The sequence below is a fragment of the Catenulispora pinistramenti genome (assembly GCF_018274385.1).
Classification (GTDB): Bacteria; Actinomycetota; Actinomycetes; order Streptomycetales; family Catenulisporaceae; genus Catenulispora; species Catenulispora pinistramenti.
In genome coordinates, this window is the sequence record NZ_JAAFYZ010000047.1 from 44,638 (window position 1) to 56,773 (window position 12,136).

At 68.3% G+C, this 12,136-nt stretch carries 12 protein-coding genes; 2 read left to right on the plus strand and 10 right to left on the minus strand.

What is annotated here, in order from left to right; all coding sequences use genetic code 11:
• Positions 1 to 2: 2 nt before the first annotated feature.
• Together KGQ19_RS16105 and KGQ19_RS16110 are read right to left on the minus strand one after the other, a co-directional pair.
• Positions 3 to 1,019, minus strand: coding sequence for a hypothetical protein (locus tag KGQ19_RS16105; RefSeq protein ID WP_212009976.1), 1,017 nt, complete (start codon positions 1,017 to 1,019; stop codon positions 3 to 5).
• Positions 1,019 to 1,681: a hypothetical protein gene (locus tag KGQ19_RS16110; protein ID WP_212009977.1), complete on the minus strand. Its 663-nt coding sequence runs from the start codon at positions 1,679 to 1,681 to the stop codon at positions 1,019 to 1,021. The genes KGQ19_RS16105 and KGQ19_RS16110 overlap by 1 nt, the downstream gene beginning before the upstream one ends.
• A 34-nt stretch (positions 1,682 to 1,715) precedes the next feature.
• Here KGQ19_RS16110 and KGQ19_RS16115 point away from each other — a divergent pair, with 34 nt between their 5' ends.
• Together KGQ19_RS16115 and KGQ19_RS16120 are read left to right on the plus strand one after the other, a co-directional pair.
• Positions 1,716 to 2,390, plus strand: coding sequence for a hypothetical protein (locus tag KGQ19_RS16115; RefSeq protein ID WP_212009978.1), 675 nt, complete (start codon positions 1,716 to 1,718; stop codon positions 2,388 to 2,390).
• A 12-nt stretch (positions 2,391 to 2,402) separates the two neighbouring features.
• Positions 2,403 to 3,113 carry a pentapeptide repeat-containing protein gene (locus KGQ19_RS16120; protein ID WP_230418733.1) on the plus strand — a complete coding sequence of 237 codons (711 nt, stop codon included), beginning with the start codon at positions 2,403 to 2,405 and terminating at the stop codon, positions 3,111 to 3,113.
• Between the two features lie 4 nt (positions 3,114 to 3,117).
• On the opposite strand, the gene KGQ19_RS16125 is transcribed toward KGQ19_RS16120, so the two are convergent.
• The 8 genes from KGQ19_RS16125 to KGQ19_RS16160 form a co-directional block, all read right to left on the minus strand.
• A complete protein-coding gene (locus KGQ19_RS16125) occupies positions 3,118 to 3,378 on the minus strand; it encodes a hypothetical protein (RefSeq protein ID WP_212009980.1) in 261 nt (86 codons plus the stop codon).
• Positions 3,379 to 3,698: 320 nt separating this feature from the next.
• Entirely contained in the window at positions 3,699 to 3,845 is a 147-nt protein-coding gene (locus tag KGQ19_RS16130) for a hypothetical protein (protein ID WP_212009981.1), read from the minus strand.
• Entirely contained in the window at positions 3,846 to 5,063 is a 1,218-nt protein-coding gene (locus tag KGQ19_RS16135) for an SU10 major capsid protein (RefSeq protein WP_212009982.1), read from the minus strand.
• 141 nt (positions 5,064 to 5,204) lie between these two features.
• Positions 5,205 to 7,040 (minus strand): hypothetical protein, encoded by a 1,836-nt coding sequence (locus tag KGQ19_RS16140; RefSeq protein ID WP_212009983.1) that lies wholly within the window; start codon positions 7,038 to 7,040, stop codon positions 5,205 to 5,207.
• A gap of 57 nt (positions 7,041 to 7,097) precedes the next feature.
• On the minus strand, positions 7,098 to 7,487 hold the full coding sequence (locus KGQ19_RS16145) for a hypothetical protein (RefSeq protein ID WP_212009984.1): 390 nt from the start codon (positions 7,485 to 7,487) through the stop codon (positions 7,098 to 7,100).
• 661 nt (positions 7,488 to 8,148) lie between these two features.
• Positions 8,149 to 9,672, minus strand: coding sequence for a phage portal protein (locus KGQ19_RS16150; RefSeq protein ID WP_212009985.1), 1,524 nt, complete (start codon positions 9,670 to 9,672; stop codon positions 8,149 to 8,151).
• Positions 9,673 to 9,732: 60 nt separating this feature from the next.
• Positions 9,733 to 11,271: a terminase large subunit domain-containing protein gene (locus tag KGQ19_RS16155; protein WP_212009986.1), complete on the minus strand. Its 1,539-nt coding sequence runs from the start codon at positions 11,269 to 11,271 to the stop codon at positions 9,733 to 9,735.
• A gap of 41 nt (positions 11,272 to 11,312) precedes the next feature.
• A complete protein-coding gene (locus KGQ19_RS16160) occupies positions 11,313 to 11,771 on the minus strand; it encodes a hypothetical protein (protein WP_212009987.1) in 459 nt (152 codons plus the stop codon).
• Positions 11,772 to 12,136: the final 365 nt, after the last annotated feature.

Sequence of the window (12,136 nt, forward strand, 5' to 3'; positions counted from 1 at the left end):
CATCATTCCCAACCGCCGGTGTTGAATGTGGAGTTGTCGCCGTCGCGTGCCATCAGGTACGCGATGATCTTCTGTTTCTTGTCCGGGTCCATGTGGGCCCAGCGGGCCTTGAGTTTGGCGCGCTGCTTGGCCTGCCACTGCGGCGACATCGTGGACCACTTGGGGTGGATCCACTTCCCGGTCTTGGCGTGGTTCTTCCAGATCAGGTACATGATCACCTTGTCCCGCTTCTGCGGGTCCATGGTGTGCCAGCGGGCCTTCAACGCCGCGCGCAGCCGCGCCTGGTGGGCCGGGGTCATGGTCGACCATTTGCGGTGTGTCCACACCCCGGTCTGCTGGTAGCGGCGCCACGCCAGGAACCCGAGGATCTTGTCGCGCTGCTCCAGGGACATGTGGGTCCAGCGTTCGCGGGCGGCCTTGGCCAGGGCCGCTTTCTGGGCGGCGGTCATCTGCTCGCCCTTGATGTGGAACCAGACGCCGGACGTCAGGTAGTGCTGATACCTCAGGTATCGCAGTACCTTGATGCGCTGGGCCTCGGGCATGGCCTGCCAGCGGGCCTTCATCCGGGCCGACTGCTTCGCCCGCCCGGCCGCGGTCAGCTGGATGTGCCGGCCCTTCATCCGGGCCGAGAGTTTGGCACGGGCCGCGGCCGACATGTGGCGGTGCTTCATCCGGGCGGCAAGCTTTGCCCGCGCGGCCGCGGACATGTGCCGGCCCTTCAACCTGGCGGACAGCCTCGCCCTGGCCTCGTCGGACAGGCGGTGTTTGCGGGTGGTGGCCCGGTGCACGGCGCGCTGGTGTTGGCCGACGCGCCGCACCCGGTGGCGGTGCCGGTGCCGGATCTTGTGGCCCGGCCTGCGCCGGTAGGCCGGGCGGCCGGTGCGGTGGTGCAGCGCGTTGGAGTAGCCGCGGCGCACACGCCGCTTGCGGGAGGGCAGCTGGTAGGCCGGGCGTTGACGGCGCCGGTACTTGCTGTGCGCGCTGCGGGCCGGCGTGCGCCGGCGCCGTCGGCGCGCCATCAGTTGGGACGCACGTAGGACACGAGGATGTCCACGGCCTGCCCGCGCAGCGTGTCCGCGTCGTGGGTGGTGGTGCCGGGGCGCAGCTCGGTGACCGCCAGGTGCGCGGCCATCAGCCGGCACGCCCGCGACAGCGAGGCCGGGACGGTGGCGTAGCCGCCGGAGTAGGTGACCCGGATCAGCGAACCGGCCGGCAGGTACGTGCCCAGCGGGAACCACACATGCCCGCTGTCGTTTTCCGGACCGACCAGCCGCGCGGGCTCAATCAGCTGCGACCCGCCGAAGCTACGCAGAATCAGCACACTGATATCGGAGTAGGACCACATCTCCGGGTAGCGGGGCGCGTACTGATCCAGGTAGACGTGCCGGATCAGGGACGTCGTACCCAGCGCCGCAGCGTAGGAGGCACCGACCACACCCTGCGGGTCGATCGGGATGCCGCCGGCGTCGCCGTACTCATCGGGATCCACCCCGGAGGCGCGGTGCGTCTCGACCAACCCGGTGAACGGCGCCAAGCGGCGGTCGGTCTCGTCCTCGCACATCCGGGTGGCATCGACGAGGAACCCCATCACCACGTCGGGATCGAAGTGGACGAACAAGTCCGCGAAGGGGCCGGCAATCAGCTGAGCGACGGTAGCCAGCGGAGTGACGGCATCGGTCACGGGTTCCTCACAAGATCGGGCTCAGCTCTTCGCCATGAGCGGCGTGACGCGGCCAAAAGACGTCCCTACGATCGAAGCCATGGGGGAATCAGGGGTCGAAAAAAGGGCAGCCGCAGTCCCGGCAGCGCGCAGTAGTCAGGCAGCGTCGCCGCGGCGACTCGCCAAAATCGTCGGGGCGGCTGTCGGCGGCGCCCTGGCCGTAGTGTCCGGTGGGCTAGCCCTGTCGCTATGGGCTCTGGGCCTGACCGGCAAGATCAGCGAGTCGACCGCCGAAGTTCTAGACCTGGTGAAGCTGGGCTTCGCCTTGGTGGCCGGCGTCGCCGGGACCGTCGGGTTGGTCCTGGCCTACCAGCGGCACCTGCTCGCGGTAGGCGCAGCCAGCCGGGAACAAGCCAAGGAGGACCGGGAAGACACGAAACTCTTTAACGAGCGGTTCGAAAAGGCCGCGAGCCTGCTGGCCGACAACGCCTACGCAACAAAGCTGGCCGGGATATACGCGATGGCCAAGCTGGCCGACGATTGGGACGCTGGCCGCCAGGTGTGCATCAACGTGCTGTGCGCGAACCTACGACGCGACTACGCACCGGCGCCTGACGGCGCCGAGGCCGAGAACCTTGCCTCGCGCCTGGCCTTTACCGACAACCAGGAGTTTCGTCACACCATCATCGCCGTCATCACCTCCCGTCTGCGCAGCGGCTCGGGCCCTTGACAAGGCTGCGACCTGGACTTCCACGGAGCAGCCTTCGACGGCGGGGACTTCAGCGGCGCCGTCTTCTCCGGCGGCAGAGTGGACTTTGGCGGTGCCAGGTTCATCGGCGGCAGAGTGGACTTTGGCGGCGCGACGTTCGCTGGTGGCAGGGTCACCTTCGGCGACGCGAAGTTCACGGGTGGCCGAGTTACCTTCCGCGAAGCACGGTTCTCCGGCGGCGAAGTGACCTTCCGCGGGGCGGAGTTCGCTGGTGGCACGGTGGCGTTCCACAACGCGCAGTTCTCTGGCAGCAACGTGGGCTTCGTCGGCGCCACGTTCACCGGCAGCCAGGTGCACTTCGGGGTCGCCCAGGTCACTGGGGGCCACATCAACCTGTTCGACGCGAAGTTCGCCGCTGGCGTGGTGAGTTTCGGAGTCACCGCGTTCTGCGCCGGCTCAGTGGGCTTCGACAACGCGCGGTTCGATGGGTGCGCGGTGGACTTCAAGAAGGCGAGGTTCGTCGGCGCCGACGTTTCATTCGGCGGCGCCCAGTTCGCTGACGGCATTGTGGACTTCCGCTATGCCAGGTTCACCTGTAACGCGGTGATCTTCAGCAAGGCGGGTTTCTGCGGGGGGACGATCGACTTCGCTCACGTCGACGACTTCTCGGTTCAGCCCGTCTTCGACTTCGAACTCCGCAACCCTGCAAAGGGGGTCGCGCTGCCGCCCCTGCCGATCTCCTAGCGCGCTACGTCGTCGGCGACGTTGAACCGCGGCTTGCCTTCGCAGGTGGCTTGGGTACTGAAAGCTCGGTGGTCTCCGGCTCGGCAGCACCGACGGCCGCTTCTGCCACAGGGGAGGCTTCAAGTGTGAAGCCGCCATCGGGGATGCGGGCCAGCACCAGGGCGTGCTCGACCGGGACGGCGATCGCGGCGCCGTCGGCCAGCCAGGTGTGCCCGGCCGAGTCGGTCCCGGCGTGGGACTTACGGACGTTAACCATGTCAGGCATCGGTGCGGTACTCCTTGAACGGGCGGCGGGGGAGGTCGGTGGCCCCAAGTCGCGCGCCCTGGGGCCGATACGCGCTCGCCCCGACGGGGTGGCCAGTCCGAAAGAGCATTGCGTGTCGCGCGGCCGGGACCGCGCCCACGCGTGGCTAGAGAAGGAGAGGGAGTGTCCTGTGGCGCGCCTTCTCCAGGCGCGTTTCCAGGCGCGCCGCGCGCCACGGGACGATCAGGTGTGGCCGGGCCGCTTCGCTTTTCGGGGCCCGGCCGGTGTGCGTGGCGTGCCGGCCTGTGGTTGGCAGCCTCCGCACACGACCAGGTGGCTGGTCAGGACAGGGACACCGAGATGCGGGAGGCTCGGCCGACAAACTTGGGCGCCCTCACGCCTAGGGTGGTGTCGGTGATCAGCGCGTACGGCATGGAGTCCGGGGACGCGGTGGTCGGGTACAGGTCCAGCGGCTTGTACTGCCGCATTTACGGCCGGACCAGGTTCTGCGGGTCACGGGAGATCAGAAAGATGTTCTCCAGCCCCTGCCCGCCCGGACCGATGCCGGTGTTGGTGCCGTAGTAGGCGGTGGGCAGGAAGCCGGGGACGGTGGCGCCGTTGGAGGGGACCAGGGCGGTGCCGGTGTCGGTGATGGTGGTGGTCATGATCGGGGTGATGCCGTCGGCCGCCAGGCCCACGGTGGCGTCCACCCAGCCCAGCAGCGTTTCGCCGCCGGCGGCGGTGCCGCGCCAGACCTTGTACAGGGTGGGCTGTGCGCCCTCCAAGCCGGTGGGGATCGTGAAGGCCAGCGCCACCGAGCCGGTGGCGCCGGTGGTGGTCGCCGAGACCTCGGCGGACGGGGAGATCTCGCCCTGGCGGGCGATGACCGGGGAGAGACGGTAGAAGTACTGCCCCGCGGCCAAGCTGCCGCCGGTGGCCGACGGGGTGGCGGTCACGGTACCCATGGACAGCGCGCGGGCCTGGAGGAAGCTGGACTTCAGGATCGGGATGTCGCGGTAGGCCATGACGTTCAGGCCGGGGGCGATCTCCACCTTGTCCACGAACCGCTGCTGCGGGGTGAGCAGGTTCGCGATCTTGGAGTTGGCGGTGGAGGACATGACGAGGGCCCACGGGGAGTTGCCGGTCGGCTCAGCGGCGTTGGTCTCCACCATGTCAATCAGCCGGTCCAGTACAGACAGGTTCAGGCTGGCGCCGTTGGCGTCGATGGCGTTCTGGTTGGCGCCCCCGTAGTTGGAGATCATCGTGTCCAGGCCGTCAAACTGCGGGCGCGGGCCGGCGGCCGTGCAGGCGGAGTTCGCCCACAGAAGAGCGGTCTCCACATCCCAGGTCATGCCTCGGATGGAGCCCTTTATTTCCGTTTCGCGAAGATTGACCAGCTGCTGGGTCACTTCCTGCGCGTAGCCGGTAACGGAGCCTACGGTTTGGAAGTGGCTCATCTTGTACTGGTTCTGGACGTAGGAGCCGTTGGAGGTCGGAGAGGCCCCACCGTCGCTCACCCAGCCACCAGAGGCGACCTGGGTGCGAGTGTTGAAGTTGTAAACATCCGTAGGCCACTGGATGGCGGGGATGGCGGTGACCAGCGGAGAGTAGCGGCGCTGGAGCTCGACCATCACCGGGTCGATGACCTTGGGCAGGAACGGGGATGCGCCGACGGCGTTGAGCGCCTCGCGCAGTTCGGCAGTCAAGGAGGTACCTCAATGCTTTGATAGTCACGGGAGTGACCATCGCTGCCGTGAGGCACCGTCCCCGGTCCGGGGGTGTGGCGGTCTAGGACGTGCGGCTGCCCGCCGCAGGGATCATGCAGTTGCTGGTGGAGCGCCCTGTGCTCAGGCGCGCGGGACTCGTCCGTTCAGGACGTAGTTCTCCAGCTGCGGGAACGCGTAGCGGCTGAACTCGGCCTCGCTGTATTCGTGCAGCGGCTTGTTCGGCCAGCCTTCCGGCAGCCCGTTCTCGTTGAGGGCCGCGCCAGAAGGCACGCCCGGGGCAACAGCCGGTGCGGTCGCGGTCAGGCCCTTGCGCCCGCCGCCGAGCTGCCCGGACTCCACCAGGTCCTGCACTCGCACGGTGACCTGCTCGGACACCAGGCGCGCGATGCGCTGGTCCTCGGTCTCGGCCACCGGCGGTGGGACGGCGCCCGCCTGCGCCTGCACCGCGGCGGTCTGAGCGGCTGCGGCCTGCGCCATGGCAGCAGCGCCGGCCGGGCTTCCAATCAGACCCGCCAGCAGGGCCAGCTGGTCGGGGGTCGGCGTCGCGGCGGCCTCGGCGACCGGCGCGGCCGGTGCTGTCTCGACCGGCGCCGGTGCCGCAGCCGGTGCTGTGGGGGCGATCGCGGCGACCAGCTTGCCGATCATGTCGGTCAGCTTGTCGAGCTTGTCCGGCTCGCCGGCGGCAGTGGCCGCTGCGGCGGCAGGCGCGGTGTCGGCCGGCGTGGAACCGGCGGTCGGGTTTGTCGGCTCCTCGGCCACTGCATCGTCCTCTTCGTGTACGGGGTCAGGGCTGTCCGGCGCCGGGTCCGGCGCGGCGGAAGTAGGTGGACCCGGCTCTACAGCGGGCGCGGCGGGCGCCGCCTCGGTGCCGTCGCTGGGGATGTCGATATCAGCGTCCAGGTCCGGGTCGATCGCCTTAATCGCGGCGATGGCGCCGGTCATGGCAGCGCGTCCGACCGCGTCCAGGTCGTGCGGATCCAGCTGGTAGCAGGAGACGGACACTTCGGTGGGACCGTTGGTCAGGCAGATCCTGTAGGCACCACCGAACCCCGGGGTTCCATCGCCGACGTCCTCGGCGATGACGCGGGTCGGTGCCTCGATCAACCACCCGCCCGCCGGGTCGGTGTAGACGCCGAATTCGGTCAGCGCCTTGACGGCGCGGCCACGAACCCGCTTGAGCTGCGCGGCTGTGTACTGCCGGGCTACCTCGGTCTCACGCAGCGCCAGCCAGGCCTGCTTGGCGTGCTCGCGGGTGTCCAGCGGGTACCGTTTGGCACCGTCGGAGAGGTAGTCGCCGCGGTCGGCGTAGGCGACCGGCGCGGCGCGCTCAGCGACGGCCGGCGCCAGTTCGGCGGGGTCGGTGGTCTCGACAACCTCCGCATCGGGCGCGGCCTCGACGAGCCCGAACTCCACGCTGGTCTCCCAGCTCTTGCCGGAGTTCGGGGGCGCGGGCGGGACATTCGGCACGTCGGCGGCCGACACGACCACGGCATGTGCGCCAGCCACCCCGGGGGTCGCGGTGAAGTCGAGGCCGTCGATCTCCAGATCGTCGGCGGTCTCCACGGCCTGGCCGTTGTCGGTGGTGGCCTTACGTGGAGGCGAAGCCCACCGGCCGCGGATGCTCACTCCGCGCAGCGCCGCCGTGGTGTCGGACTCGGAGGTCGGCAGCAGTCCGGCGATGGTGGGTCCGTGGCCGGCGTCGGCGATCTCGCCTTCGTAGCGGGCGGCGCCGGTCTCGTCCTGCCAGAGGCGCGTGACCCGGCCGACGATGCGGGTGGAGTCGTCCCCCGCGCCGTAGTGGGTTCGCATGGTGATGGGCGAGTCCCCGCTGTTGATGCGGGTGTTGGCTCGCTCCACCAGGCGGCCGATGTTCTGGCTGGTGTACAGGCGGTTGTTGCGCGAGACACCGGGGGCGATCGCGACACCGGTGATACGCGCCAGCGGCGGCTTGGCCACGCCAGGCTCCTCATATGAAGTTGTGGGTGTTGCAAGGTCCTGCGAAGTGTCTGAGGTTTAGCGGCCAGTCACGGTGATCTGGATTCCGGTCGCGGCGGCACCGGCGCCGCCCAGGGCGACGGTGACCTGTCCCCTCGCGGGCAGCACCAGCGCGGAGCTGTGCAGGCCGCCGGACATCGTGTAGGTGCCGGCGCCGGTGATCGCCGGGGTCTTCACCATCGCCAGGATCGGGTTGCCTGCCGGGTCGATGCCGTCGAGCTGCACTGTCAACGACGGGCCGGTGCCGGACAGGGCACCGGCCGGGACGGTCACCGCCAGCAGCACATCGGTGCTGGCGGACAGATCGACCAGGCCGGAGGACACCGGACCGGCGCCGAAATCCTCGAATCCGTTGACGGAGGAGTTGAACAGCGTGACGGCGTTGGGGGCATAGACCGGACTGGACACGGGGGATCCCTTCTCGGCTCAGCCGATCACCTTGGGCAGGAAGCAGGTCACGTCCATCGCCCGCAGTGGATGGCTCGGTAGGGTTGCCGGTTCCAGCGCCACTATCTGTTCGGGCCCAACGGCGGCTTCAGCCTCTCGAACCACTGAGCCGTCTTGCATCCCCGTAGGCTCCGGATGCGCCTGAACGTTCTTGGGGTCTTGGTGCGTCTTCGACATGTTGTGCCCAGCGTTGGTGTTGGTTCTTTAGCAGAAGCCTTACTCGGGGCGGTGGGTTTCTGTATCGTGAACCCGGAAGCGCTTCCTCAAACAGCCGACTACTCTGCGGAGAAGCAGTCTCGAAAGGAGGTGCCGGCTTCATGAAGAAAAAGCCTGACGAGCAACAGTTGCGCATCGCCGCGCTGTTGATCCAACTCATCGGGCTGGTCATCACGGTCTGCAAGACCCGCTGACCAGACGGAGGCTCAGGCCCGACCAAAACGGGCCTGAGCCTCAGTCCTTTTGCAGCTCAGCACGCCGGTGAAACTAAAAGGGCATAGCTAAGTTGCGCCTAAATCGTACTGCTGATTTACAGCGCGGACATGAAAAAAACAACAGGCCAGGACCCTGAGTGCAGCAGCGAGCTGTATGCCTCTACAGCAGGGCCAGCTTGTAGACAGGCGCCTCACGCTGGGGTCTTGATCCGCTCGCGGCTGGTCTCCTCGGAGACGGCCAGAGCGGTGACCGCTCTGGACAGGTCAGCAAGGCCCGCAAAGATCACCGTCGCCCACGGTGGCATGTGCTCTCCCCTGGTTGTCTCGCCCATGCCGCCGGTGAGCGGTTTGGCCAAGCCGCCGTTGAGGTCGGCGGCGGGGTTGGCGGAGATGGTCGGGTCCTGCGCCGAGACGCCGGGGGCGCGCTTGGCCAGGACCATCGCCTGGGACATGACGGCGATGTCGCGCCACAACACCAGGTTCTGCCGGTCAACCAGCACCGCGGCGTCGCCACCAGGCACCGGGGGCTCACCGATCTCGGCCCGGTACCTGTTCAAGGTCCAGGAGCCGTTGCGCAGCCGGGCGTCGCGGATGTCTTCCACGACCTTGCTGTCCCGCCAGTCGATGTCGCCGAACTTCAACCGCCACCCGTCGACCTTGAAGCCATGCCGGACCAAGTGGAAGTTCAACTTCTCCAAGACGATCTCGGCGATCGGCGCGCAGGTGTTGACGCGGAACGTCCTGTCCTGGGCCTCGCCGGTGCCGGCGCCCAGGTGCCCGGCTTCGATGACGCCGCCCTTGGCCGGGGGCACGCCGTAGACCGCGAGGATCTCGTCGCGCTTCTGGTCCAGGAAGCTGATGGCGTCGACGATGCGGGCCGGGGCCAGTTCCTGGACGTGGGCGCCGCCCTTGGTGATGATCGGGCGGCCGACGTTGTCAGAGCCCAGGTTGCGCTGGGCGTACATCGCATCCCAGCGGCGCACGTCGGAGGAGGACATCCCGGCGGGCATGTCCACGTGGACCGTGGGCGGGTTGCCCCTGCGGAAGACTTGTTTGCTGTTCCCGGCGGCGAAAAGCCAGCACGTGATGGGCAGCATCGCGGCCTGCGTCGGGGACAGCCCGAACACACCGGTCCGCAAGCTGTCGTCGGGGATGTGGATGACTTCGCGCGTCTCGAACTGGGCGCGCTGCCCGTATTCGGTGAGCTGCACGTACCCGGAGATGTGGCCGTGGGCGTCGGCGATCGGGTAGATCGAGGGGCAGTCCAGGTTGTAGATGGCGACCGGCTGGTCACCGACCCACACCACTTCCAGGTAGGCGTCACCGTAGACAAGCAAGTCGACGATGACGCCGCGCAGGATCTGCCGGATGTCGTCCCGGGGGTTGCACCAGGCGAGCATCCGCTCCAAGGCAAGAACGTTCGCGGGCTTGACCGGCTGGGGCTGATCGCCTTGGCCGGTGTCGCTGTCCCAGTCGGTGACCAGCCCGCCGGCGGTGATGGTACGCACGATCGCGTTGACCGCAGAGAAAGACCAGGGGCAGGCCACGTAGGCGTCATACAGCGTTTTCAGGGTGGTGCGGCGGTCGGCCGGGCCGGCGTTGCCGATGCCCTGGTCGTACTCGCCGATCCCGGTGTCCGGGATCCCGTACTCGAAGCCCTTACGCTCGACCTGTGTCGGCGTGTAGACAATGTCTTTGCTTGGGCGGCGACGCAATGCGGCACGTAAACCCACGACGTCGCCGCCCGTCTGTATTCAGTTGTGTATTCAGTTGTGTCAGGGCCACCACTGCGGGTCGTGGTCCTGGTCCCCACCGTCGGTGGGAGCGGGCTGCTCCCACCACGGCGAAGGCTCATACTCCGGCGGCCGGTACCCGAAGGCGCCGATCACGGCCGGGACGACCTCGGAGGTCGCGGTATCGAAGATCACGAACTCCGGTCCGGCGCCGAGGTTGATCAGCATGTAGCGCAGGGCGTCGGCGGCGTGGTCCTCGGCGTCGGTGTCGATGTCTTCGGGGTCGCCGGTGGTGGCGTGCGGCAGCGCCGGCAGGGTGCGGATCAGGTTTTCGCACACGTCGAAGACGTGCAGCAGCGGGCAGGTCTCCCAGCCGAGCGCCCGGTGATGCGGACAGGCCGGGCCCTCGGCCAGGTATGAGCGGACCCGCTGCCACCCGGTGACCCGGGAGCCCTTGCCCTTGCCGGCTGGGGTGAGATGCACCCCGTTTTCTGCGTAGACGTCGGCGATCGGTTTGGCGTCGCCGCGGGTCGCCCACATCGCATCGTCGGCGTAGCGGGCGACGACCGTTTCCTTCTCCGTCTCGGCCGCGGCAATCCGGTGTGCCTGCTCGCCCTCGCCGACACCGGGGCCGTAGTGCTCTCTATATAGGTAGACACGGCCGTCCTCGTCGACGGCGCCCCAAAGCACTGCGTAGGGTTTGGCGAATCCCCAGTCGATGCCGTTGTAGCGGCGCCACGACTCGGGCAGCGCGATCGGGGAGATGACGTGCCGGTCAGCCCGGAAGTCGAAGGCTTGGCCCGCGAAGCTGGACCAGTCACCTTCCAGGAATGCCCGGCGAAGCTTGTCGGGCAGCGCCTTCAAGTCGTCGACGTACTCACGGTTCAGGTGCGGGTTGTCGGTGACCGAGGACGGAATGAACCGGACCTGCCGGCCGCGGGCGTCAGTGACGACCTTCTTGCCGTAGCCGGTGGCATCGACGTACCGGGTCTTCACCGCCAGGTGGCCGGGACCGCCCGGATTGGATCCGGAGCGGATCCCGATCACCGGGATGTCGGCGCGGCCCGATCGGAGCCGGGACTCCAGGAACGCGATCACATCCGGCGGGGTCAGCGTGCGTTCGTCGAAAAGCAGCAGCTGGTACTGGCCGCCCTGCCGGCGGGTGGCATCCAGGATCGTCTCCGCGTACCGGAACATGATCACGGACTTGTTCGGGAAACGGAGCTCAAACTCGCTGCCGTTCCACACCCCGCCGAGCACCTGGGCGTAGCTGTAGTTTGCCAGCTCCGCGAGCAGCGACTCCTTCAGCTCCCCGTAGGTGCGGCGGAACGCACCGATCCTGATGCCGGGGTAGCGAATGCAGTCCTTGATCCCCTCAGAGATCAGGGCCTTGGTCTTGCCACCGCCGGCCGAGCCGCCCAGCAGGACATCGAACTCGGTGGCCGCGTGGAACTCGGCCTGGCGCGGCGTTGGCACGTAGTCCAGTGCGGCGAACACGTCGCGGCCGGCAGCCTCGCGGGCGCGGGCGGCGTCGATCTCCTCCTGGAGTTGCCGCAGCCGCTGAAGCCTTTGAAGCTTCACCGCCTCCAAAGACTCACCACCGCCCCGGCCGCCCGGCCGGTTCACGGCTCAGTGTCGGTTTCGGCGATCTCCCCGCCGGCGATGGCTTGGCGGGCGGCCAGTTCGTTCTCCAGGCGCAGGATCTCGGACTCGACCGTGGTGAGCGCGACCACCTGCTGGGTCGGGAACAATCTGCGGCGGGCTTCGACGATCCGCACCCCCAGCTCCACGTGCCGCGGGGATCCGGCCATCGCCTCCTCCCACACCGCGCACAGCAGCTCGTCCAGGCGCAGCTGCTCGATCGCGATGTACTCCTCGGTGGCCGCACTCTGTTCGCGGACGTTCGCGGCCAGCGCCCGGCGGATGTCGACGCTGACGTGGTTGGCGCTGCCGTACCCGAGAGCCGTGGCGATGTCCTCCAGCCGGGCACCGGACACCTTCATGCGGACGGCTTTGGCGCGGCGTTCGGCGACCTGGGCGTGGGTGGCGCGGGCGCGGGAGGAGCGCTTGCCGCCGATCATGGGTTCACCGCCGCGCCGGGGCAGGTGCACGGGGCAGGCCATGGGCAGTTGGCGTTGTGGATGAGGGCCGCGGCCGGCAGACCCAGGGCGTGCTGACTACAGCCGAACATGGCGATGCAGGCGCTGATCTCCCCGTTCGCCAGCGTGATTGTTGCCAGCTCGGCGGGAGTGGCCAGTCGTTGCCACTGGAGCGTGGCCGGGTTAATGCAGGCAGGTGCGCTGCACCCTCTAACCGACCGCGGGGTGCCGGTTGGAGACGTGGGAGTCTCAGTCACGTCAGGTCCCTGATTCAGTTGTGTATGAAGTTGTGGTGCGCCGGCCGCCGCATGTGTTCCCGAGGGGGCGGGGGTGGGCGTGGGCCTGCC

Coding starts and splice junctions, on each gene's coding strand:
- KGQ19_RS16130 (WP_212009981.1), bottom strand. CDS start 3,845: ATGCGGCAGTACAAGCCGCTGGACCTGTACCCGACCACCGCGTCCCCG.
- KGQ19_RS16115 (WP_212009978.1), top strand. CDS start 1,716: ATGAGCGGCGTGACGCGGCCAAAAGACGTCCCTACGATCGAAGCCATG.
- KGQ19_RS16160 (WP_212009987.1), bottom strand. CDS start 11,771: ATGATCGGCGGCAAGCGCTCCTCCCGCGCCCGCGCCACCCACGCCCAG.
- KGQ19_RS16105 (WP_212009976.1), bottom strand. CDS start 1,019: ATGGCGCGCCGACGGCGCCGGCGCACGCCGGCCCGCAGCGCGCACAGC.
- KGQ19_RS16125 (WP_212009980.1), bottom strand. CDS start 3,378: ATGCCTGACATGGTTAACGTCCGTAAGTCCCACGCCGGGACCGACTCG.